Genomic DNA, 23,306 nt, shown 5'->3' on the forward strand with positions numbered 1-23,306 from the left:
CGGCAACCGGCAGACTGGGCGGCGTGTCAGTGCTGGGATCCCTCACCCGTCGAGTCGGCCACCACCGTTGGTTCGGCGCCGCCGCCCGCCTGCTGGTTCCCGCCGACCGGGTGGTCGGCCGGCTCACCCGGGGCCGGGTGGTCGCGCTCGGCCTGGTCTCGTCCCTGATCATCACCACCACCGGCCGCCGCTCCGGCAAACCGCGCAGCAATCCCCTGATCTACGTGCCCGACGGCGACGCGTACGTGGTGATCGGCTCCAACTGGGGGCAGACCCAGCAGCCCGGCTGGGCGCTGAACCTGCTCGCCGAGCCGGCCGCCGAGGTGGACGTGCGGGGTCGACGGGTTCCGGTGCGGGCCGACGTGGCCACCGGCGCCGAACGGGACCGGCTGTGGGCACTCCTGGTCACCGAGTGGCCGGCGTACCGCACGTACGTCCAGCGAGCCGGCGGCCGGGAGATCCGCATCTTCCGGCTGGTGCCGACCGGGCGCGGCGCGCCGGCTGGTCCGCGACCGGCTGGCTAGGCTGACGCTCAGTCGCCAGGCGGGGACGATCCGGTGAGCCCCGCGGTCGGGAACGAAGGGTGCCCCGTGAGCGCGAGGAGTGAGCCGGTCCTGCGATCCCCGCAGTCGGAAACGAAGGCGGCCCGGTGACCGCGAGGAGTGAGCCGGTCCTGCGAGCCCCGCAGTCGGGAACGAAGGCGGCCCCGTGAGCGCGAGCAACGAACAGGCCGATGTCGACCGGGGCTTCGACGATCGACGGTGGACGGTGGCGGAGCGGGTCGCCCAGGCGGCCCAGCGACGTTTCGCGGCCGACGTGCTCGCGGTCGCGGTGCACGGCCCGCTGGCGCACGGCGACGACGATGGCGGCGGGGACCGCGAGGTGGGGATGCTGGTGGTCACCTACCGACCCGGCACCGGCCCACCCCCGGCGACCCGGCGGGTGGACGGGGTGCTGGTCGACCTGACCGTGGCCGCCGCCGAGGACTACCTCGGGCAGGCCCGGGTGCTCTCCCCGCTCTGGCCGCTGACCGCGGACCGGTACGTCACCACCCGGGCGTTGTACGACCCGACCGGCTGGCTGCGGACGCTGCGCGACGAGCACCTGGGCCGGCTGGCTCGGGCACGGCCGGCGGAGTTCAGCACCGCGGCCCGGCAGGCCTGGTACCGGGGCAGCGCGGCGCACGCGCGGGCCGCCCGGCTGGCCGAGTGGTACGAGACCGACCAGGCGCTGCTGATGCTCGGCGAGGCGCGGCTGGCCGCGGCCACGGTGACCGGTCTGCTGAGCCGCACCTATTTCCGCGACCCGGGGGACGCGGTGCGCCGCACCGGCCTGGCCGGCGCGGACATGACCGAGGTGGGGCTGGTGCTGGGCCGGCAGGCCGAGGAGCTTGCCGCCCGTGGCCGGCCCGTGGACGGCACGGTCGACGAGTTGCTCAGCTGCTGACCGGCGTCACAGCGCGCCCTGTACGCCGATCAGAGCGCCGATCAGGTAGGTGGCGGCGGCCGCCGCGGCACCCATCAGTAGCTGGCGCAACCCGCTGGTCCACCAGGGCCGGTTGGTGAACCGGGCCACCGCCGCCCCGGCGGCGAACAGCCCGAGCCCGCCGACGGCGAGCGCCAGCCAGAGCTCGGTGGCGCCGAGCAGGTACGTGAGCAGCGGGATCAGCGCCCCCACCGAGAAGAACAGGAACGAGGAGATCGCCGCCGTCCACGGGCTCGGCTGGTCGTCGGGGTCGACGCCCAACTCCTCGCGGACGTGCACCCGCAGCGCCTCCTCCGGATCGCGCCGTACGGCTTCCGCGACCTGGGTTGCCAGGTCGCGGGGCAGGCCGCGCGCCACCCACGCGTCGGCCAGTTCGCGGGCCTCGGCTTCGGGATGCCGCTCCAACTCGCGGCGTTCCTTGGCCACCTCGGCGGCGACCTGCTCGTTGGCCGAGCGCACGCTGGTGTACTCGCCGAGCCCCATCGAGATCGCGCCGGCCACCAGACCGGCGGTGCCGGTCAGCACGATGCTGCGCGGCGAGACCCCGCCGCCGCCAACGCCGGCGATCAGGGCGATGTTGGTGACCAGCCCGTCCATCGCGCCGAAGACGGCCGGGCGCAGCCAGCCGCCGGAGACGTCCGCGTGGTGCGCCTCGCGCAGCGCCGCAGGGGTGTCGGTCACGGCAGGGTGAGAATCTCGTGACCGTCGTCGGTCACCACGATGGTGTGTTCGAACTGGGCGGTCCACTTCCGGTCCTTGGTGACCACGGTCCACCCGTCGTCCCACATGTCGTACTGGTAGGTGCCGAGCGTGATCATCGGCTCGATGGTGAAGGTCATCCCGGGCTCCATCAGGTCCGTGGGACGCGGGCTGTCGTAGTGCGGCACGTACAGCCCGCTGTGGAAGGTCTCTCCGATGCCGTGGCCGGTGAAGTCGCGGACGACGCCGTAGCCGAACCGCTTGGCGTACGACTCGATCACCCGACCCACGACGTTGATCTGGCGGCCCGGGGCGACCGCGCGGATGCCCCGCATCATCGCCTCGTGGGTCCGCTCGACCAGCAGCCGGGCCTCCTCGCTGACCTCGCCGACACAGAAGGTGGCGTCGGTGTCGCCGTGCACCCCGTCGATGTACGCGGTCACGTCGACGTTGATGATGTCGCCGTCCTGCAGCACGGTGGTGTCCGGGATGCCGTGGCAGATGACCTCGTTGAGGCTGGTGCAGCAGGACTTGGGGAAGCCCTTGTAGCCCAGCGTCGACGGGTACGCGCCGTGATCGCAGAGGAATTCGTGGACCACCCGGTCGATCTCGTCGGTGGTCACGCCGGGCTTGGAGTGCTCGCCGGCGAGCTGGGTCGCCTGGGCGGCCAGCCGGCTGGCGATCCGCATCTTCTCGATGGTCTCCGGCGTCTGCACGTGCGAGCCGCGCCACTCCTGGGGACGCTTCTTGCCCACGTACTCCGGGCGGGGAATGTGGGCCGGCACCGGTCGCATCGGGGAGAGCGTGCCTGGGGTCAGCGGCGGACGGACGGTCATGCCTCAAGCCTATCGCCGGCCCGGCTGGTGACCCGCGCCACGGCCGCTCCGGACCGGTTGTTGCCCTGCCAGGTCGGCTGTGCCATGGTGTCTGCGTGGATCAAGGAGGAGCACCACCCGTCTTCTCTGCCAGCGCGGAGATCGACGGCGATCACCTCCACGTGGTGGTGGCCGGTGAGGTCGACATGGCTACCGCCGACACCATGCTCCAGACGGCCCTGCGCGAGCCCGCCGAGCGGATCACCCTCGACCTGACCGCGGTCACCTTCTTCGACTCGGCCGCCATCCACGCGCTGGTCCGGCTCGCCCAGCAGTTTCCCGGCACCCTCACCGTGCTGCCGTCCCGGCAGGTCCGCCGCGTGCTGGACATCTCGGGCCTGGGCGAGCAGAGCTGGCTGAGCCCGGCCTGAGCCACCCGCGACCCGGCTGCTCTGTCGGGCGCACGCGCCGCGCCCGCCACCGTCGGGCGCGAGGTCAATCCTGCAGCTGCCGGCGCAGCGTCACCTCGGTGCCCTCGTCGGTACGCCGCACCGTCAGCTCACCCAGCGCCTTGATCAGGGTCAGCCCGCGCCCCCGGAACCCGGAACCGGCCGACTCCCGCCACCGTCCGCTGTCGCGCACCGTGACGGTCACTGTCCGGTTCTCGATGGCCACCTCAACGCTGATCACCGGCTCGGCGGGGTGGACCGGGTGCTCGATGGCGTTCGCGGCGGCCTCGGAGACCGCCACGGTCACGTCGAACAGGTCCGTCTCGCCGACCCCGTGCGCGACCAGGAAGTCCTCCAGGCGCTTGCGCAGCACGCTCAGCCGGGTCGGGTCCGCGGGCAGCCGCAACGCGAAGCGGTTCAGCTCGGCCGCCTCCAGGGCGAGCACGGCCACGTCGTCGCGGCGCGGTTGACCGGCGACCCGCTCGATCACCGCTTCGATCAGGTCCGTCACGTGCTCACCGGGGGTGGCCGCGTCGGTACACAGCTGGGCCAGCGCGGCGTCGATGCCGAGCTGCCGATCCTCGATCAGCCCGTCGGTGTAGAGCAGCAGCCGGCGGCCGGGAGGCAGCTCCCCCTCGACCGAGTGGTACGTCGCGTCGGGGATGGCGCCGACCGGTGGGCCGAGCGCACGGTCGTGCAGGAATGCCACGGCACCTCCCCTGATCAGCAGTGGGGTCGGGTGACCCGCGCTGGCGTACCGCAACCTCCCGGTGCGCGGGTTGAACAGCAGACAGACCACAGTGGCGAAGGAGCGGCGTTCGGTGGAACCGACCAGCCGGTTGACCCGGGTCAGCGACTCACCCGGGTCGAAGCCCTCCAGCAGGTACGCGCGCAGCGCGTTGCGGAGCTGCCCCATCGCCGCTGCGGCCTGGACGCCCTTGCCGACCACGTCGCCGATGACCAGCGCCAGCTCGTCACCCTCCAGCGCGATCACGTCGTACCAGTCGCCGCCGACCTCGACGTCGGCGCTGCCCGGCAAATAGCGGCTGGCCACCACCGCGCCCGGCAACTGGGGCAGCGACCGGGGCAGCAGGCTGTGCTGCAACGTGGTGGCGATGCGGTGTTCGGCCTCGTAGAGCTGGGCGTTCTCCAGCCGTACCCCGACCAGCCGGGCGAGCTGGGTCAGGGCGGCCTCGTCGGCCTGCGCGTCGTCGCCGGCCGACCGCCAGACCCGCAACTCGCCGAGCCGCTCACCGGTGGTGCCGGTCAGCTCGGCCACGAAGGACGGGTCCGCGGCGGTGGCGCCGCCGGCGTCCGCCTCGGATCGGGCCCCGGTCGCGGTGACCACCACCTTGGCGGCTTCGGCGAGGCTGAGCGCGTGCCGGGCGGCGACCTGGAGGACGTCGGCGGTCGATCGGGCGGTGTTCACCGCCACCGCCGCGTCGGCCAGCGCCCGCAGCCGGCGGATGATCTGCCCCCGCAGTTGGCCCAGCTCGACGTTGGCCCGGACCCGCGCCACCAGCTCCTGCCCGGAGAACGGCTTGGTCAGGTAGTCGTCGGCGCCGACGGAGAGGCCGGCGACCGCCTCTGCGGAGCCGGCCCGAGCGGAGAGCAGCACGATCGGCACGTGTCGGGTACGCGGGTCCGCGCGCAGCGCGCCGACCAGCCCGAACCCGTCCAGCCGGGGCATCATCACGTCGGTGAGCACCAGATCGAACCCGCCCTCGCGGGCCAGCGGCAGGGCCGCCAGACCGTCGCTGGCCGTGACCACCTCCCAGGTCGGGGACAGCAGCCGGGTGACGTGCTCGCGCAGGTCCGGGTTGTCGTCGACGACCAGGATCCGGCCGGCCGGGGTGACCGCCGCCGGCTGGCTGCCCAACTCCGGCGGCGGCTCGGCGCCGGTCCACAGCGCGGTCTCCGCGACGTAGAGCCGGGCCTGTTCCGGCTCGCCCGACGGCTGAGGGCCAAACGGCGCCACCCGGTCGGCGGGCAGGTGCGTGGATCCGAACGGGACGGTCACCGCGAAGGTGCTCCCCTCGTCGATCCGGCTGGTGACCCCCACCTCGCCGCCGTGCATCTCGACCAGCTCCCGGACCAGCGCCAGGCCGATCCCGGTGCCCTCGTGGGTGCGGGCGCGCACCCCGGACACCCGGTGGAACCGCTCGAAGACGTGCGGCAGCTCGGCCGGCACGATCCCCACGCCGGTGTCGGTCACCTCCAACCGGGCGGCGCCGCCAGAGGCACTGACCCGGACCCGGATCTCGCCGTCGAAGGTGAACTTGACCGCGTTCGACACGAGGTTGAGGACGACCTTCTCCCACATGTCCCGGTCCACGAAGATCGGCGCCGGCAGGGGTGGGCAGTCCACCACCAGTCGCAACCCGGCCCGGTCGGTGGCCGAGCGGAAGGTGCTGGCGAGCCGTGCGGTGTAGCCGGCCAGGTCGGTGGGCTGGTAGTGGGCGGCCAGCCGGCCGGACTCCAGCCGGGAGAAGTCCAGCACGGTGTTGACCAGCTTGAGCAGGCGCAGCGCGTTGCGGTGCATCATGGTGAGCCGGTCGGTGTAGGCGGCGGGCAGTGCCGGGTCGGCCAGCATGTCCTCCATCGGGCCGAGCACCAGGGTCAACGGGGTGCGGAACTCGTGGCTGACGTTGGCGAAGAAGTTGGTCTTCGCCTGGTCCAGCGCGGCCAGCTCCGCGGCGCGTGCCCGCTCCTGCTCGTACGCCCGCTGTTTGCCCACCGCGCGGGAGATCTGGGCGGCGACCAGGTCGAGGAAGTCGTGGTACTCGTCATTGAGCGCCAGCAGGCCGGCCATGCCGACGACCAGCGCGCCGACGGTCTCGTTGGTCGCCGTGATTGGCAGCACGAGGGCCTGGTCGGCTGCGTCGGCCGGCGGCGGGTCGAGCAGACTGGCCACCTCGACCGTGACGGGTGCGCCGTCGGCGGCCACCCGGGCGAGTACCTCGGGGGCGATGTCGACAGCGGCCTGGCCGGTGCCCTCGGAGCCGGCCAGGGTGAACCGGCCGGCCTCGTCGCCCAGGTAGATCAGCGCGAACGGCACGTCCGCCCGGTGCCGACCGAGCACCTCGGCGGCGGTCCGGCCGAGTTCGGCGGCGCTGACCACGTCGGCCAACTCGGCGCCCAGCTCGGCGAGTGCCCGCAGCCGGCGCTCACCGAGCACCCGCCCGGTGGTCTCGTTGACGATGCAGTAGACGCCGTGGACCGAACCGTCCGCGCCCCGGATCGGGTCGTACGAGACGTCGAAGTAGGTCTGCTCGACAAAGCCGTGCCGGTCCAGCAGGAAGGGGTGGTCCGCGCCCCGGTACGACTGTCCGGTGCGCTGAACCTCGTCCAGCAGCGGGCCGAGCACCGCCCAGGTCTCCGCCCAGTGCTGCCGGGCCGGTTGACCGAGCACGTCCGGGTGCTTGCTGCCGATGGTCGGCCGGTAGGCGTCGTTGTAGAAGGCGAGTTGGTCGTCGCCCCAGAACATCACGATCTGCGCGCTGGAGGCGAGCATCATGCCGACCGCGCTGGAGAGCGCCGTCGGCCAGCGACCCGGCGGGCCGAGCGGAGCGGTGGACCAGTCAAGGTTCCCCAGTCGCTCGCCCAGCTCACCGCCGGCCGCGAAGGCGGCCGTCAGCAGTGGGGGCACGTCGCTGGCGGCCGCGAGGGACTGCCCCGCGTCCGCGCCCCCCTGGGCCGAGCTCATAAAGCCTCCCGCTCCGGCTGCCCCCCAGCCGATGATCTTCGCCAGCCGTGTTCCGACTTGTACCCCGGCGGACGAGGAACGTAACGCATCGCGCCTGTTGGACGCTGATTGCCTACGCCGCTGTCAGTGACCGGACAGTGGCGGCGGGTGCGGCGTCGGCGTCGGCCGTGCCGGAGCGCGCCCGGCGGCTCAGAAGACCGGCAGCCCGTCGATACTCGCCGCGTTCTTGGTGGCCCGGTAGACCACCAGGTCGTCGGCGGTGCGGCGGGAGTGTGAGCTGAGCAACAGATCGCGTTCCGCGCGGTAGTCCATCAGTGGCACGGCATAGCCACACGAGTCGCTGACCCGGTCCACCTCGACGGTGATCACGGCCCGTACGGCGTGCACGTCCGGCGGCTCGGGAAACTCGGCGAGCCGGTCGGCGAAGGCGGCCTCGGTGACCGCGACGGTGCTGCCCCGGCCGTGCAGTCGGAGGATCTTCGGCGGCCCGTCGAAGGCGCAGAACATCAGCGTGATCCGGCCGTTGTCCCGCAGGTGGGCGATCGTCTCCGCGCCGCTGCCGTGGTAATCCAGGTAGGCCACCCGGTGCGGACCGAGAATCACGAACGTGCCCCGCATGCCCTTCGGCGAGACGTTGACGTGCCCCTCCGCGCCGGATGGCGCGGTGGCCACGAAGAAGACCGGCTGGGCTGCGATGAAGTCGCGCAGCCGACCGTCGATCGCCGGATACACCTTGCCCATGCGCTGATCCTCCCACCGGCCGCCGCTCCCGTCGGGGGCGACGTACGTCACACCCGCAGGTGGAACGCGCGTCACGGCGTTGGCGGCCTCGCGAGATCCACGCCACCGCCGCGGGCGGCGACCAGCGGGCCGGGCGGTCGCTGGCGGGCGGCCCGGACCAGCGCGGTGATCGGCCGCGGATCCGGCTCGTTCTCCGGATGCCACTGCACGCCCAGCACGAACGGCCGGCCCGGATCCTCGACCGCCTCGATCACCCCGTCCGCCGCCCAGCCGGTGACGGCGAGCCGCCCCGGGTCGGCAACCGCCTGGTGGTGGTACGAGTTGACCCGGCCCACCCCGGCCAGCACCGTCGCGGCCAGGCTGCCCGGCGCGAACCGCACCGGATGGGCACCGTAGACGCCGGGCGCCGGACGGTGTTCCTCGTGACCGACCACGTCCGGCAGGTGCTGGTGCAGGGTGCCGCCGTAGGCGACGGCGAGCAGTTGCATCCCCCGGCAGACACCCAGCACCGGCAGGTCGGCGGCGAGCGCGGCGGCCAGCAGGGTCAGCTCACCGGTGTCCCGGTCCGGCCGGTCCTCGGTGCGCGGGTCGGGCGGTTGGCCGTACCGCCCCGGGCCGACGTCGGCGCCGCCGGCCAGCAGCAGCCCGTCGAGGACCGCCAGCACGTCGCCGTCCTCGTCGTCCGGCGGCAACACCACCGCCCGCCCGCCGGCGGCGCGCACCGCCCGCACGTACGCCTCCGGCACCAGCACGGCTGGCACGCCGCGCCAGGTCGCCCAGTCAGCGGGCTCGACGTACGCACTGATCCCGATCAGTGGCCGCCGCGTCATAGCGGTGTGACGTACGCGCCGGTGATGCCGCCGTCCACCACGAACTGCGCGGCGGTCATGAAGGAGGCGTCGTCGCTGGCCAGGAACGCCACCGCGGCGGCGATCTCCTCGGGTTGCCCGAACCGGCCCATCGGCACGTGCACCAGCCGGCGGGCGGCCCGCTCCGGGTCGGCGGCGAAGAGTTCCAGCAACAGCGGGGTGGCCACCGGGCCGGGGCAGAGCGCGTTGACCCGAATGCCCTCGCGGGCGAACTGCACGCCCAACTCCCGGGTCATCGCCAGCACCCCGCCCTTGCTCGCCGTGTACGCGATCTGGGACGTCGCCGCGCCCATCAGCGCCACGAACGACGCGGTGTTGATGATCGAGCCCTTGCCCTGGCGGCGCATGTGCGGGATCGCGTACTTGCAGCAGAGGTAGACGCTCGTGGTGTTGACCCGCAGCACCCGCTCCCAGGCATCCAGGCCGGTGTCCAGAATGGAGTCGTCGTCCGGTGGCGAGATGCCGGCGTTGTTGAACGCGATGTCGACCCGCCCGTGCCGGTCGGCCACCCCGTCGAACAGGTCACGCACCGCCGACTCGTCGGCGACGTCGGTGGCCACGAACTCGCCGCCGCACTCCTCGGCTGCCCGCTCGCCGGCCGCCACGTCGATGTCCACGCAGACCACCCGGGCACCCTCGGCGGCGAACCGCCGGACGGTGGCCAACCCGATCCCGCTGCCCGCTCCGGTGACCACGGCCACCCGGTCCTGCAACCGACCCTGCACAGGCGTCACTCCTCTGTCGCAATGAACACGTTCTTGACGTCGGTGAAGGCGTGCAGCGCGTCCGGACCGAGCTCCCGGCCCAGCCCGGAGCGCTTCATCCCACCGAACGGGGTCCAGTAGCGCACTGAGGAGTGCGAGTTGACGCTGAGGTTGCCCGAGTCGACGGCGCGGGCCATCCGGAGCGCGCGACCCACGTCCCGGGTCCAGATCGAGCCGGAGAGGCCGTACTCGGTGTCGTTGGCGAGCCGGATCGCGTCGGCCTCGTCGTCGAACGGGAGCACCGAGACCACCGGGCCGAAGATCTCCTCCCGCCAGTGCCGGTCGGCTGCCGAGTCGGCCAGCAGCACGGTCGGGGCGTGCCAGAAGCCGGGGCCGTCGGGGCAGGAGCCGGTGAACGCGACCCGCGCCCCGGCCAGGTAGCCGGCGACCCGGTCCCGCTGGCCGGCGGAGATCATTGGGCCCATCTCGGCGGTGTCCTGGGCCGGGTGTTCCACCCGCACCGCCCGCACCGCCGGTTCGAGCAGTGCCAGGAAACGGTCGTACACCGGGCGTTGGACCAGGATCCGGGACCGGGCGCAGCAGTCCTGGCCGGCGTTGTCGAAGACCGCGCCGGGCGCGGTCGCGGCGGCGCGTTCCAGGTCGGCGTCGGCGAACACGATGTTCGCGCTCTTGCCGCCCAGCTCCAGGGTGAGCCGCTTCACCTGGCCGGCGCAGCCGGCCATGATCCGGGTGCCCACCTCGGTCGACCCGGTGAAGCAGATCTTGCGGACCGCGGGGTGGCTGACGAACCGCTCCCCCACCACCGCGCCCTCGCCTGGGACGACGATGAACACGTCGTCGGGCAGGCCGGCCTCGCGGGCCAGCTCGGCCAGGCGCAGCGCGGTGAGCGGGGTCAGCTCGGCGGGCTTGAGCACCACGGTGTTGCCGGCCGCGAGGGCCGGAACGAACCCCCAGGCGGCGATCGGCATCGGGAAGTTCCACGGCACGATCACCCCGACCACGCCGAGCGGCTCGTGGAAGGTGACGTCCAGCCCGCCGGGCACCGGAATCTGCCGCCCGGTCAGCCGCTCCGGCGCTCCGGCGTAGTAGTCCAGCACGTCCCGGACGTTGCCGGCCTCCCACCGGGCGTTGCCGATGGTGTGCCCGGAGTTGCGGACCTCCAGCGCGGCCAGCTCGTCGAGGTGCGCGTCGACCACGGCGGCGAACCGCCGCAGCAGCCGTGCCCGGTCTCCAGGCGCCACCGCCCGCCACGCCTCGAACGCGGTCGCGGCCCGCGAGATCGCCGTGTCAACCTCTGCCACCGAGGCCGCGGGCACGTCCCGAAACCCCTCCCCGGTAGCCGGATCCACCACCACAGTCACGCCGGCACCCCCATCCCTGCGTTGTCAGAGGCGTTCGAAGCCACGGGTCAACTCCCAGTCGGTGACGGCGGCGTCGAAGGCGGCGATCTCCACCCGGGCCTGGTTGGCGTAGTGGGCGACGACCTCGGCACCGAAGGCGTCGGCGGCCACGGTGGAGGACTCCCAGAGGGCCAGGGCGTCACGCAGGGTGCCGGGCACCCGCTCGGCCTCCGGATCGTCGTACGCGTTGCCGGTGCACTCCCGGCCCAGCTCCAGCTCCCCGTCGATGCCGTGCAGCGCGCCGGCGACCAGCCCGGCGATCGCCAGGTACGGGTTGACGTCGGCGCCGGGCACCCGGTTCTCCACCCGCATGCCCTGCCCGTGGCCGACCACCCGCAACGCGCAGGTGCGGTTGTCCACTCCCCAGCGCAGCGCGGTCGGGGCGAACGACCCCGGCTGGTAGCGCTTGTAGGAGTTGATGTTCGGGGCGAAGAGCAGGCTGAACTCCCGCATGGTGGCCAGCAGCCCGGCGAGCACCCGCTGCCCGGTCTCCGACAGGTGCGCCGGCCCGTCACCGAGCATCGCCGAAGCCCCGGCGGCGTCCCGCAGCGAGAAGTGGATGTGGCAGGAGTTGCCCTCCCGCGCGTTCGACTTGGCCATGAAGGTGATCGCCATGCCCTCCTGGGCGGCGATCTCCTTGGCTCCGTTCTTGTAGATCACGTGGTGGTCGGCGCAGGCCACCGCCTCGTCGTACCGGAACGCGATCTCGTGCTGGCCGAGGTTGCACTCACCCTTGGCGCTTTCCGGAGTCAGCCCGGCGCCGGCCATCTCGGTGCGGATCCGACGCAGCAGCGGCTCGACCCGGGCGGTGCCGAGCAGCGAGTAGTCCACGTTGTACTGGTTGGCCGGGGTGAGGTCGCGGTAGCCGCGGCGCCAGGCGTCCTCGTACGAGTCACGGAACAGCACGAACTCCAGCTCGGTGCCGGCGTACGCGGTCAGCCCGTGCTCGGCCAGCCGGTCCAACTGCCGGCGCAGGATCTGCCGGGGCGAGGCGATCACGTCACCGGAGCCGTCCAGCCAGGCCAGGTCGGCCAACAGCAGCGCGGAGCCGGGCTGCCAGGGCGTCCGGCGCAGCGTGCCGAAGTCCGGAACCATCGCGAAGTCGCCGTAGCCCCGCTCCCAGCTCGACATCGCGTACCCGTCGACGGTGTTCATGTCGACATCCACGGCGAGCAGGTAGTTGCAGCCCTCGCTGCCGTTGGCCACCACCTGGTCGAGGAAGTACGGAGCGTGGAACCGTTTGCCCTGCAACCGGCCCTGCATGTCGACCAGGGCCAGCACGACCGTGTCGATCTCACCCTCGGCGACGGCGACCCGCAGTTGTTCCAGCGTGAGCGGCGCTTTCCTCATTCGCGGGCCTCCATCACCAAGGTCTACCGGTCGAGCGGATCATCGTCAATGCCCGCTGCGGCCACCCCGGCAAACGGGATGGCTCGGGTGGATCGCCTGTGCACCGGCGGCAGGCTGGGGCCACGACCGCGTCCCGGTCCGCCTGTGCGGCGGACCGGGACGTCCGGGTCAGCCAGGCCCGTCGACCGGTGCCGGGTCGGGCGCCCGTGCCGGGTCCTCGACGGTACGCACGGGGCCGGTGAACCACTTCCGGGCCGAGGCGTACCACCAGACGGCGACCACCAGCAGCACCCCGCCCACGGCCAGCGGGGCGTAGTTCACGGCCGACCAGGTGAACCCGTCGTTGCCGGGCACCCCGGTGGGCACGATCGGCAGCACGAAGTAGACCGCGATGACCGCGATCTCGATCACCGCGATCCAACCGAACAGCTTGTACTTCCGCCCGAGCGTCCACGGCCCGGGGATGAACCGGTCGCCCATCCGCAGCCGCAGCGCGATCGGGATGAGGAAGGACAGGTAGAGCCCGAGCACCGCGACGGAGACGACCGCGTAGAAGGCGATCGGGATGCCGGCGGAGCTTTCGTAGAGCGCCGGTAGGGTGAGGACCATGCCGGCCAGGGTGGCGGCGATGATCGCGTTGGCCGGGGTGCCGTTGCGGTCCACCTTGGACCAGAGTCGCCAGCCGGGCACCGCCCGGTCGCGGCTGAACGCGTACGCCATCCGGCTCATCGAGGTCACGCAGCTCATCCCGCAGAAGAACTGCCCGATGGTGGAGATGATGATGACGATCTTGAAGAAGACCGGGGTCAGCGCGGACTCGAAGATCGCGCCGGAGAAGCCTTCGGCGGCGTTGACCGCCTCGACGTCGGTGGCCGCGAAGAGGAACGCCAGTAGCAGGATCCAGCCACCGACCGCCGAATAGAAGATCGACTGCCAGAGCCCGCGCGCGGCGGCCTGCGAGGCGCCCCGGGTCTCCTCGGAGACGTGGGCGCAGGCGTCAAAGCCGGTGATCGTGTACTGGGTGAGCAGGAAGCCCAGCGGCAACACGTAGAACCAGAAGATCAGCCCGCCACTGTCCCCGTTACCGAAGCCGGAGTTGTTGAACCGCTCGGTGAACACGAACTGGAAGCTCTGGTGGTTGTCCGGGACGAAGACCAGGATGGCCACCACGACGGCCGCGCCGGCCACGTGCCACCAGACCGAGACGTTCTGCAGGACGTCGATGATCCGGTGCCCGAAGATGTTGATCAGACCGTGCAGCGCCAGGATGATCACGAAGAGGATGAACGCCTGCCGCAGCGTGCCGGCCCAGCCGTCGAAGAGCGCCGACAGGGTGAGGTTGAGGAAGGTCGCGCAGCCGTAGTCGACCGAGGCGGTGACCGCGACCAGGCCGATCAGGTTCAACCAGCCGGTGAACCAGCCGTGCACCGGGCGGCCCATGGTCGCCGCCCACCAGTAGATCCCACCGGCGGTCGGGTACGCCGACACCAACTCGGCCATGCAGAAGCCGATGATCAGAATGAAGAGCGAGATCAGCGGCCAGCCCCAGGAGATGGCGACCGGCCCGCCGTTGTTCCATGCCTGGCCGAAGGTGGTGAAACAGCCGGCCAGGATCGAGATGATCGAAAACGAGATGGCGAAGTTGGAGAAGCCACTCCACTTGCGGCGCAGCTCCTGCTTGTAGCCGAGTTCGGCGAGCCGTCGGGCGTCGTCGTCCATTGGTTGCTCGGCGGTTGGCACGGGGGTCGTTGCCACTGCACACCTCCCTGAGGTGGTTCCGCGTGCGAGTGGGCAAAGTGTCGTCCCGGCGATCAAGGCGGTCAATACGCAGTCGGTGGGAATCTCACCGCCGTCACGGCTAATTGCGTTGCCGCCCGGCCGGCCCGGGCGCATCCTTGACCTCGTGACCAGGCCCGTTCGCGACGGGTCCACCTCCGGGCGCTCGGACCGCCCGGCACCGCGGCGGCGCGGGGCACCCACCTCTCTCTCACGTACGGCCTGCTCCGCCGTACCCGACGGGTGTCCCCCGCCGCCGCCCCACAACGAGCCCTCACGTCAAGCGGGCAGGTCGACCACCAGGCCCGGTCGAGCCGCGCCGACCGGACCGCAGTACGCCCGCCGTGCCGCGGCGACCGCCGCGTCGGGGTCCGTGCCCGGCCACAGGTGCGTCAGCAGGACCTCTCTGGTCCGTGCCGCACTGGCGTAGCGACCCACCTCGGCGGCGCTCGACAGGAATCCGACATGCCGGTCCGGGATCTCGTCGACGTACGTCGCCTCGGCGATCAGCAGGTCGGCGTCGCGGGCCAACTCGACCAACGTCGGGCTCGGCCCGGTGTCCCCGGTGTAGGCCAGCACCGTCCCGCCAGCGGAGAAGCGGGCCCCCGCGTTCGGCACCCAGTGCGGCAGCGACCAGGTCCGCACGGTGAACGGACCGACGTCGAAGCCGTCGCCGGGGGTGAACTCGTGCAGTCGGTACGCCGTGTCGATGAGCCCTGACTCGTCGATCGCGAGCAGCGGGTCGAGGCTGCCGGTGGGCGCGTACACCGGCAGGGCCGGGGCGGACCGGTCTGGCAACACCCTTGCCCGCAGCAATGGCTGCAGGTCGGCGCAGTGGTCGGGATGGCCGTGGCTGACGTAGACCGCGTCGACCGCCGAGGCGGTCAGCCGGGTCAGCAGCGGTTGCAGGGTCGCGTAGCCAGGATCGATCAGCAGCCGAAAGCCCTGGTGCTCGACCACGAAGCCAGCACACCCCTGGCAGGCGGAAGGCCAGGCACCAAGACCGCCCAGCACCACGATGCGCACGGAGCCGACCCTAGCCGGCGCGGGTCCGCCGCACGGCCCCGAGCTCGTCCGCCCGAGGGCCGCGGGTCACGTCAGTAGCAGGCCGGCCAGCCAGAGCGCGGCGATAACCAGGCCGGCGGCGAACTCGACCAGCATCGACAGACCAGCGGCCTTGACCGCCTGCTTGGTGGACGGCCAGGCCAGTCTGGAGTCACCGAGCCGCAGTCGCTCCGCCGCCCACACCCCGGCGACGAAGCCGAGCACCAGCCCCACGACCGGCACCACGAAGAACCCGACGATGCCGAGCACCCCACCGGCGAGAAGCGTGGACGTCGGCACACCGGTGCGTTTCAGGTTCCGCCCGGGCCACGCGTACTTGATCACGACTCCGGCCGCGGCGACCAACGTGGCGATGGCGAACACCGCCCAGCCACCCATGCCGGCGCCGCCGAAGATCGCCCAGACCAGCACCCCACCCCAGCACAGCGGCAGCGCCGGCAGGCCGGGCACCACCACGCCGGCCAGCCCGGCCACGATGGCGAGCGCGGCCACCACCGTCACCACCGTCTGCGAGTCCGTGAGGCTCACGCCGCCCTCTTCCGTTGCCACCGCCGGACGGGTCCCCGGCTCACGCCGCCGCCCCGCCGCCCAGCCGGGCGGTGATCGCCTCGGCCGGGGCCGGCGCGCCGAAGTACAGCCCCTGCCCGGTGTCACAGCGCAGTGCCCGCAGCCGTTCCGCCTGCACCCCGGTCTCCACCGCCTCGGCGGTGACCCACAGCTCCAGCGCGTGCGCCAGCCGGACCAGCGCGTCGACGATCCGCTCGTCGCGGTGGTCGGCCGCGATGTCCGTTCCGTCGGCGCGGATGCCCTCGACGAACGGCCCGGCCAGCTTCAGACAGTGGATCGGCAACCGTCGCAGGTACGCCAGGTTGGAGTACCCGGTGCCGAAATCGTCCACCGCCAGCCGGATGCCCAGCGCGGCGAGCCGGTGCAGGCTGCGCAGCGGTTCACCGGCGCTGCCCATCACGGCGCTCTCGGTCAGCTCCAACTGGAGCAACTCCGCCGGCAGCCCGCTGGTGCGCAGCACGTCGGCCACGGTCTCCACGATCGCCGGGTCGTCGGCCTGTCGGGCGGCCAGGTTGACGCTGACCACCAGCCGGGCGTCGGGGAACTCCCGCCGCCACCGCTCGGCGTCGCGGCACGCCCGCCGCAGCACCCACTCACCGAGCCGCACGATGAGGCCGGTCTCCTCGGCCAGGCCGATGAACCGGTCCGGCCCGATCAGACCCAGCTCCGGGTGCTGCCAGCGGACCAGCGCCTCCACCGCGAGCATGCTGCCCTCCAGCAGCGACACGATCGGCTGGTAGTGCAGCACGAACTCGCCCCGGTCCAGTGCCGCCGGCAGCCCGGCGACCAGCGCCGACCGGGCGAGGTCCCGGGCGCTGCGCTCCGGGTCGTAGACCGCCCACCGGCCCCGGCCCGCCGCCTTGGCCCAGTAGAGCGTGGTGTCCGCGGCCTTCATCAGCTCCGAGGCGGTGGTCTCCCCGGCCGGGCACTCCACGATGCCCACGCTGGCTGAGACGGCCAACTGCTGGTCGTCGACGTGCACGGGGGCGGCGACGGCGGCCAACGCGGCCTCCGCCACGGCCACCGCGTCGTCGATGTCGTCCCCGCCGTCGACCAGGATGACGAACTCGTCGCCGCCCATCCGGGCGACCAGGTGGCCGTGGTCGGCCACGCACTCGGCCAGCCGCCGGCCGATCATCACCAACAGCCGGTCACCGAAGTCGTGGCCGAGGCTGTCGTTGATCGCCTTGAAGCCGTCTAGGTCGAGGAAGCACACGCCGATACGCTGCCCGGGCCGGGCGGTGTCGAGGAACCTGCCCAACGTCTCGAAGAACAGCGTCCGGTTGGGCAACCCGGTCAGTGGGTCGTGCAACGCCTGGAAGCGCAGTCGCTGCTGGAGCTCGTACCGCTGGGTGATGTCCTCGATCATCGCGACGGTGAACCGGGGCCGGCCGTCGTCGTACCGGATCAGCGAGACGGCCAGATCCGTCCAGACCACGCTGCCGTCCTTGCGGTGGTAGCGCTTCTCCACCCGCACCGAGTCCTGCTTGCCCTCGATCAGCTCCTGGTACAGCTCCCACATCCCGACGGCGTCGTCCGCGTGGAACAGCCCCGCCACGTTGATCTCGCGTAGCTCCTCGGCCGAATAGCCGAGCATGTCGGCGAACGCCTGGTTGACGTCGATGATCTGGCCGTCCACGTCGGCGATGCCGATCCCGATCGCGGCGCCGGTGAAGACCGCCCGGAACCGCGCCTCGCTGTCGCGCAGCGCCTGCTCCACCTCGTCACGCGCCTGCCAGGCCGACCGGGCGATCCGCTCCTGCTGGGTGAAGGTGCGGTCGCGCAGCGCCCGGGCGAACCCGGCGGCCAGCCCGCCCTGCATCGCCGCGATCCGTTCGGTCAGATCCGCCGGCCGGTCGTCGGCGGCCAGCACACGGCGGGGAAAGTCGTCACCGAGGGCGCGCAACGACCACTCGAGGGCGCCAGGCTCGGTGAGGTGTGCCTCCACCAGTGCCCGCCCGATCTCCTCGGCGGGCCGGGCGGAGAACGGCTCGGCCAGCACCGCCTGGGCCATCCGAACCGTGTGCACCAGCAGCAGCCGCTCGGTCTCGGCCGCGCTGAGCGGCACGAAACCGAGGCGGCGTACCGCGCGGGCCCAGTCGGCGGCGTAGCCCTGGGCATCGGCACGGCCGACGTCGACCCCGACGGGATCCGGGACGGCGGCCACCGGATCAGCCGGCGGGCTGGTCGTACCGGGCGACCGCCCCGAAGGCGCCGAACCGCTCCGGGTGCTCGTCCACATCCGACGGTGAGTCGGGGCGCCACAGCGGCATGTGCACCACGCCCGGTTCGAGGACCGTCCAGTCGCCGAAGAAGCCGGTGACCTGCGCGCGGGACCGCAACGTGATCTCGGTGTCCGTCCGCGCGGAGAGCCGCTGGGCGTCCAGCATCTCCTGCGGTTGGTCCTCGAAGGTGGAGTGCGAGATGACCAGGAAGCTGCCGGGCGCCGCGGCGGCCCGCAGGGTGGCCAGGATGTCCTCGGGCCGGTCGGCGTCCGGGATGAAGTGCACCACCCCGGCCAGCAGGATGCCCATCGGTCGACTGAAGTCGATCAGCCCGAGATGCCGGGTCTCGGCGAGGATCCGCTCCGGCTCCCGCAGGTCGGAGTGGATCACCCCGGTCAGCTCGTTGCCGGCGAGCAGTTCCCGGCTGTGCGCGACGGCCACCGGGTCGATGTCGACGTAGACCACGCGGGCCTTGGGGTTCGCCCCCTGGGCCACCTCGTGCACGTTGCCCACGGTGGGAATTCCGGAGCCGATGTCGAGGAACTGGTCGATGCCGGCATCGAGCAACGCCCGGACGGCACGGCGCAGGAACTCCCGGCCGGAGCGCATGGTGGCGGCGAGGTTCGGGGTCATGCTGGCGATCTGCTCGGCCAACTGCCGATCGATCTCGAAGTTGTGCGCCCCGCCCAGGAAATAGTCGTACACCCGGGCCGCGCTCGGCCTGGTCAGATCGATCTCGGTCGGCAGTCCGTCCGGCATCAGCGTGCTCCCCAGTTCATCGCCGCGGCGCGGGACGGCACCGGCGTCGGCGTGCCCGCGCCCCCCGGCCGACCCACGGGTCGTGTGGTGTGGACCACTCTAGGCCGCTGACTCCCGCGTTCGGGAGATCCCTTCACGCTCTTTCCGCGCTCAGGCGGCCGACTCCAGCAGCAGCGAGATGCCCTGCCCGACCCCGATGCACATGGTGGCCAGTGCCCGGCGGCCGCCGCGACGGCGCAACTCCAGCGCGGCGGTCAACGCCAGCCGGGCCCCGCTGGCACCCAACGGGTGCCCCAGCGCGATGGCGCCGCCGTTCGGGTTGACGTGCTCGGCGTCCACCGGCAGCCCCAGCTCGCGCAGCACCGCCACCGACTGCGCGGCGAACGCCTCGTTCAGCTCGATCACATCCACCGCGCCCAGCTCGACGCCGACCCGGTCGAGCAGCTTGCGGGTGGCCGGCACCGGCCCGATCCCCATGATCCGGGGCCGCACGCCGGCCGCCGCCGCACCACCGATGCGGGCCAGCGGGGTGAGGCCGTAGCGGGCCACCGCGGCCTCACTGGCCACCAGCAGCGCGACCGCGCCGTCGTTGACGCCCGACGAGTTACCGGCGGTCACCGTGCCGCCCTCCCGGAACGGGGTGGGCAGCGCGGCCAGCTTCTCCAGCGAGGTCTCGCGGGGGTGCTCATCGACCTCGACCAGCCGGGTCTCCCGCCGGCCGGCCGGCACGGAGACCGGCACGATCTCCTCGGCGAACCGGCCGTCGGCCTGCGCCTTGGCGGCACGCTGCTGCGAGCGGTACGCGAACGCGTCCTGCTCGGCCCGGCCGACGCCGTACTCGGCGGCCACGTTCTCCGCGGTCTCCGGCATCGAGTCGACCCCCCAGCCGTCCCGCATCAGCGGGTTGACCAGCCGCCAGCCCAGGGTGGTGTCGTACACCTCCGCCGAGCGGGAGTACGCCGAGGTCGCCTTCGGCATGACGAACGGCGCCCGGCTCATGCTCTCCACCCCGCCCGCGACCACCAGTTCCGCCTCCCCGGCCACGATGGACCGGGCGGCGGTGGCGAGGGCGTCCAGCCCGGAGCCGCAGAGCCGGTTGACCGTGCTGCCCGGTACCTGCTCGGGCAGGCCGGCCAGCAGCGCCGCCATCCGGGCCACGTTGCGGTTGTCCTCGCCGGCCTGGTTGGCGCAGCCGAGCACGACGTCGTCCACCCGGGCCCAGTCCACCGACGGGTGGCGGGCGACCAACTCGCGGATCACGTGCGCGGCCAGGTCGTCGGGACGGACGCCGGCCAGCGCGCCGGCGTACCGGCCGATCGGGGTACGGACACCGGCCACCAGGTATGCCACGGTCATCGCGAGTCCTTCGGGGGTGGAGACGGCGGGGGTGGAGGCACCCGCCGGGGTCTTGCGGGCTACCGAGCGCCAGGATATCCGCGCCGACACCGGATAGGTTGACGGCATGGCCCGGGCCCAGTTCAGCGCAGAGACCAGCGGCGGTGGCGCGTTCGTCCGTCAACCCAACCGGTTCACTGGCCGGGTCACCCCGGACTCGACCTCCCCGCCCGGCGGCGGCCCCGACGAGCAGGACCGCTGGCCGCTGGAGGCTGGCCGCTACCGGCTGATCTGGTGCCGCGCCTGCCCGTGGGCGCACCGCGCCCGGATCGTGCGCGGTCTGCTCGGGCTGGACGACGCGATCTCGCTGGGCACCGTCGACCCGATCCGGGACGAGCGGGGCTGGGCGTTCGCCCTCGACCCGGACGGCTTCGACCCGGTCCTCGGCGTCAGCTTCCTCTCCGAGGCGTATCTGGCCACCGACCCGGACTACACCGGCCGGGTGACCGTGCCGGCGCTGGTCGACACGCTGACCGGCCGGGTGGTCACCAACGACTACCCGCAGCTCACCCTGGACTTCTCCACCGAGTGGCGGCGGTTGCACGCCCCGGACGCGCCGGACCTGTACCCGATCGAGCTGCGCCCCGAGATGAACGCGCTGATGGCCGAGATCCACACCGACGTCAACAACGGTGTGTACCGGTGCGGGTTCGCCACCTCCCAGGAGGCGTACGACGAGGCGTTCCGGGCGCTGTTCGCCCGGCTGGACGCGCTCTCCGAGCGGCTGGCCGGGCAGCGCTACCTGATGGGCGACGCGATCACCGAGGCCGATGTGCGGCTGTTCACCACGCTGGTCCGCTTCGACACCGCGTACCACGGACACTTCAAGTGCAACCGGCACAAGTTGACCGAAATGCCGGTGCTCTGGGCGTACGCCCGGGACTTGTTCCAGACCCCGGGCTTCGGCGAGACGGTGGACTTCGACCACATCAAGCGGCACTACTACGGCACCCACCGGGAGATCAACCCGAGCGCCATCGTGCCGCTCGGGCCCGACCAGTCCGGCTGGACCACGCCGCACGGGCGTGGCTGAGCCGGGTCGGCCCGGCACCACGACCGCGCCCGCCGTCCACGCGGACGTCGCGCGCCGGGTCGCCGCGTCGGCCGCCGCCGGCTGCGCGCTGGCCGGCGCGGTCGCGGTGACGGTCGCCGTGGTCGCCGGTCCCGGTCCGGGGCTCACCGGGTACGTCAGCGAGGCGGGCATCGCCGGCAGCGGCCACGCCGCGACGTACCGGATCGGGGTCCTCGCACTGGCCGGCGCGCTCCTGCTGCTCGCCGCCGCGCTGCCTCCCGAGGTGCGGGCCGCGCCAGCACTGCCCCCCTGGGTGCGGGCGGCGCCGGCGCTCCTCGCCGGGGCGCGGGCGGCACCGGCACTGCTCGCCGTCAGTGCCGTGTGCACCGCCGTGTCCGGGGCGGTGACCTGCTCCGCCGGCTGTCCGCTGCCGCCGTTCGAGCGAGCCACGGTGGCGGACCTGGTGCATGGCGGAGCGAGCATCGCGGCGACCGCGGCGGTGGTCCTCGCGATGGTCGCGCTCGCCCTGGCCGGCCCGGCCGGCCGGGCGGTACGTTGGCTGGCCGGCGGGGCGGCCGCGCTGGCCCTGCCGCTCTGCGCCACGGTGGGGCTGGCCATGCTCCTCGTCGGTCGGGGCGAGGTGGTGGGCGTGCTGGAACGGCTGATCCTGGCGCTCGCGGTGCTGTGGGGCCTGGCCACCGCCACCGTGCTGGCCCTGGCCCGCCGCTGAGCACGCATCGGCGGCGACTGTAAGGAGCCTCACGATCAACGGTCCTTCCACCCAGGAGAAGGACCGGCGTAACGTTGGTCGGCGATGACCAATGTCTGGGGCCTCACCGTCCGCCTGTACGTCGATCTCCGACTGCAGGCCAGCGGCGTCTGTCCGGCGTAGCCGCACTCTCCCGCCTACCCCGCCCGGACCAGACAATTGGACAGACCCACATGCCTTTCGGCCTGCGCAAAATTCCCTTCTCCGTGCAGATCCTGCTCGGCCTCGTGCTCGGCGTGGCGCTCGGCTTCCTGGCCCGCACCAACGACCTGAGCTGGCTGACCAGCACCCTGCACACCGTCGGCGGCCTCTTCATCCAGCTGCTCAAGCTGGCCGTGCCGCCCCTGGTCTTCACCGCCATCGTGGTCAGCGTGGTCAGCCTGCGCGGCGTGGCCAATGCCGCCCGGCTCGCGTTGAAGACCCTGCTGTGGTTCGGCATCACCGCGCTGATCGCGGTGGGCATCGGCATCGGCCTCGGCCTGCTCACCAACCCGGGCAAGGGCGTGACCCTCGACCTGGGTGGCGCGGCACCGCCGAAGAACACCGGCTCCTGGACCGACTTCCTCACCGGCATCGTGCCCACCAACCCGGTCGGCGCGTTCGTCGAGGGCAACGTCCTCCAGATCGTCTTCCTCGCCCTCGTGGTCGGTGCGGCGGCGCTGCTGGTCGGCGAGGCCGCCGAGCCGTTCGTGGCGCTGAACCGCTCGCTGTTGGAGATCGTCCAGAAGGCGCTCTGGTGGGTCATCCGACTCGCCCCGATCGGCACCCTCGGCCTGATCGGCAACGCCGTCGCCTCGTACGGCTGGGACCTGCTGGCCCCGCTGGCCAAGTTCACCACCGCCGTCTACGTCGGCTGCGCCATCGTGCTCTTCGTGGTCTACCCGCTGGTGCTGATCCTCGCCGGCCGGCTCAACCCGCTGCGCTTCTTCGCCGGCGCCTGGCCGGCGATCGAGCTGGCCTTCGTGTCCCGCTCCTCGGTGGGCACCATGCCGGTGACCCAGCGTTCCGTCGAGCGGCTCGGCGTGCCCCGTGAGTACGCCTCGTTCGCGGTGCCGTTCGGCGCCACCACGAAGATGGACGGCTGCGCCGCGATCTACCCGGCACTCGCCGCGATCTTCGTGGCCCAGGTGTTCGGCGTGGACCTCGGCATCACCGACTACCTGCTGATCGCCTTCGTCTCGGTGGTCGGCTCGGCGGCCACCGCCGGCCTGACCGGCGCGATCGTGATGCTTACCCTCACCCTGAGCACGCTGGGCCTACCGCTGGCCGGCGCCGGCCTGCTGCTGGCCATCGACCCGATCCTCGACATGATCCGGACCGCCACCAACGTGGCCGGGCAGGCCCTGGTGCCGACCATCGTCGCTGCCCGCGAGGGCACCCTCGACCGGGCCGCGTACGAATCCGCCGGCCGGCGGGACCTGACCGACCCGGAGCCGGTCGCGGACACCCGGCCCGACCGGCAGGACGAGCTCAGCCCCGTCCCCGCCTGACCAGTTCGC

20 protein-coding genes are annotated in these 23,306 nt (G+C 72.4%); 6 read left to right on the forward strand and 14 right to left on the reverse strand.

Annotated features, from left to right (window positions below; all coding sequences use genetic code 11):
• Window positions 1-23 precede the first annotated feature (23 nt).
• Complete coding sequence (locus OG990_RS22130; RefSeq protein ID WP_328424635.1) at window positions 24-524, forward strand: nitroreductase family deazaflavin-dependent oxidoreductase; 501 nt, start codon at window positions 24-26, stop codon at window positions 522-524.
• Window positions 525-708: 184 nt separating this feature from the next.
• Window positions 709-1,446, forward strand: coding sequence for a nucleotidyltransferase domain-containing protein (locus tag OG990_RS22135; RefSeq protein ID WP_406077017.1), 738 nt, complete (start codon window positions 709-711; stop codon window positions 1,444-1,446).
• Window positions 1,447-1,452: 6 nt separating this feature from the next.
• Here OG990_RS22135 and OG990_RS22140 read toward each other — a convergent pair whose 3' ends face one another.
• Both OG990_RS22140 and map read right to left on the reverse strand, forming a co-directional pair.
• Window positions 1,453-2,166, reverse strand: a complete 714-nt coding sequence (locus OG990_RS22140) for a VIT1/CCC1 transporter family protein (protein ID WP_386989687.1) — start codon at window positions 2,164-2,166, stop codon at window positions 1,453-1,455.
• Entirely contained in the window at window positions 2,163-3,020 is an 858-nt protein-coding gene (map, locus tag OG990_RS22145) for a type I methionyl aminopeptidase (protein WP_328424629.1), read from the reverse strand. The genes OG990_RS22140 and map overlap by 4 nt, the downstream gene beginning before the upstream one ends.
• Before the next feature lie 95 nt (window positions 3,021-3,115).
• Between map and OG990_RS22150 the strand changes: the two genes are divergently transcribed.
• A complete protein-coding gene (locus tag OG990_RS22150; protein ID WP_355611010.1) occupies window positions 3,116-3,430 on the forward strand; it encodes an STAS domain-containing protein in 315 nt (104 codons plus the stop codon).
• Between the two features lie 64 nt (window positions 3,431-3,494).
• Here the strand turns inward: OG990_RS22150 and OG990_RS22155 are convergent, their stop codons facing one another.
• The 12 genes from OG990_RS22155 to pcaF form a co-directional block, all read right to left on the reverse strand.
• Window positions 3,495-7,154 carry a SpoIIE family protein phosphatase gene (locus tag OG990_RS22155; protein WP_406077018.1) on the reverse strand — a complete coding sequence of 1,220 codons (3,660 nt, stop codon included), beginning with the start codon at window positions 7,152-7,154 and terminating at the stop codon, window positions 3,495-3,497.
• Between the two features lie 189 nt (window positions 7,155-7,343).
• Window positions 7,344-7,895: a pyridoxamine 5'-phosphate oxidase family protein gene (locus OG990_RS22160; RefSeq protein ID WP_328424623.1), complete on the reverse strand. Its 552-nt coding sequence runs from the start codon at window positions 7,893-7,895 to the stop codon at window positions 7,344-7,346.
• Between the two features lie 71 nt (window positions 7,896-7,966).
• Window positions 7,967-8,725 (reverse strand): gamma-glutamyl-gamma-aminobutyrate hydrolase family protein, encoded by a 759-nt coding sequence (locus OG990_RS22165; RefSeq protein ID WP_406077019.1) that lies wholly within the window; start codon window positions 8,723-8,725, stop codon window positions 7,967-7,969.
• Window positions 8,722-9,489, reverse strand: a complete 768-nt coding sequence (locus OG990_RS22170) for a 3-oxoacyl-ACP reductase (protein ID WP_328424619.1) — start codon at window positions 9,487-9,489, stop codon at window positions 8,722-8,724. Before OG990_RS22170 ends, OG990_RS22165 begins: the two co-directional genes overlap by 4 nt.
• Window positions 9,490-9,494: 5 nt before the next feature.
• Complete coding sequence (locus tag OG990_RS22175; protein ID WP_406077020.1) at window positions 9,495-10,850, reverse strand: aldehyde dehydrogenase family protein; 1,356 nt, start codon at window positions 10,848-10,850, stop codon at window positions 9,495-9,497.
• Window positions 10,851-10,874: 24 nt separating this feature from the next.
• Window positions 10,875-12,239: a glutamine synthetase family protein gene (locus OG990_RS22180; protein WP_406077021.1), complete on the reverse strand. Its 1,365-nt coding sequence runs from the start codon at window positions 12,237-12,239 to the stop codon at window positions 10,875-10,877.
• A gap of 168 nt (window positions 12,240-12,407) precedes the next feature.
• The gene (locus tag OG990_RS22185; RefSeq protein WP_406077022.1) at window positions 12,408-13,994 is read right to left on the reverse strand and encodes an amino acid permease; all 1,587 of its coding nucleotides are present in this window, start codon (window positions 13,992-13,994) and stop codon (window positions 12,408-12,410) included.
• A gap of 300 nt (window positions 13,995-14,294) precedes the next feature.
• A complete protein-coding gene (locus OG990_RS22190) occupies window positions 14,295-15,041 on the reverse strand; it encodes an MBL fold metallo-hydrolase (protein WP_406077023.1) in 747 nt (248 codons plus the stop codon).
• 66 nt (window positions 15,042-15,107) lie between these two features.
• Window positions 15,108-15,608 (reverse strand): DUF456 domain-containing protein, encoded by a 501-nt coding sequence (locus OG990_RS22195; RefSeq protein ID WP_355611033.1) that lies wholly within the window; start codon window positions 15,606-15,608, stop codon window positions 15,108-15,110.
• 40 nt (window positions 15,609-15,648) lie between these two features.
• A complete protein-coding gene (locus OG990_RS22200; RefSeq protein ID WP_406077024.1) occupies window positions 15,649-17,814 on the reverse strand; it encodes a putative bifunctional diguanylate cyclase/phosphodiesterase in 2,166 nt (721 codons plus the stop codon).
• Between the two features lie 4 nt (window positions 17,815-17,818).
• Window positions 17,819-18,631, reverse strand: coding sequence for an SAM-dependent methyltransferase (locus OG990_RS22205; RefSeq protein WP_406077025.1), 813 nt, complete (start codon window positions 18,629-18,631; stop codon window positions 17,819-17,821).
• A 150-nt stretch (window positions 18,632-18,781) separates the two neighbouring features.
• Complete coding sequence (gene pcaF / locus OG990_RS22210) at window positions 18,782-19,987, reverse strand: 3-oxoadipyl-CoA thiolase (protein WP_406077026.1); 1,206 nt, start codon at window positions 19,985-19,987, stop codon at window positions 18,782-18,784.
• Window positions 19,988-20,093: 106 nt separating this feature from the next.
• Here pcaF and OG990_RS22215 point away from each other — a divergent pair, with 106 nt between their 5' ends.
• The 3 genes from OG990_RS22215 (at window position 20,094) to OG990_RS22225 (ending at window position 23,297) form a co-directional block, all read left to right on the forward strand.
• Window positions 20,094-21,059 (forward strand): glutathione S-transferase family protein, encoded by a 966-nt coding sequence (locus OG990_RS22215; RefSeq protein WP_406077027.1) that lies wholly within the window; start codon window positions 20,094-20,096, stop codon window positions 21,057-21,059.
• Window positions 21,052-21,768 carry a DUF998 domain-containing protein gene (locus tag OG990_RS22220; RefSeq protein ID WP_406077028.1) on the forward strand — a complete coding sequence of 239 codons (717 nt, stop codon included), beginning with the start codon at window positions 21,052-21,054 and terminating at the stop codon, window positions 21,766-21,768. The genes OG990_RS22215 and OG990_RS22220 overlap by 8 nt, the downstream gene beginning before the upstream one ends.
• Before the next feature lie 224 nt (window positions 21,769-21,992).
• Window positions 21,993-23,297 (forward strand): dicarboxylate/amino acid:cation symporter, encoded by a 1,305-nt coding sequence (locus OG990_RS22225; RefSeq protein WP_406081844.1) that lies wholly within the window; start codon window positions 21,993-21,995, stop codon window positions 23,295-23,297.
• Window positions 23,298-23,306: the final 9 nt, after the last annotated feature.

Source organism: Micromonospora sp. NBC_00858 (genome assembly GCF_045207365.1).
In the GTDB taxonomy this organism is placed as follows: Bacteria; Actinomycetota; Actinomycetes; order Mycobacteriales; family Micromonosporaceae; genus Micromonospora.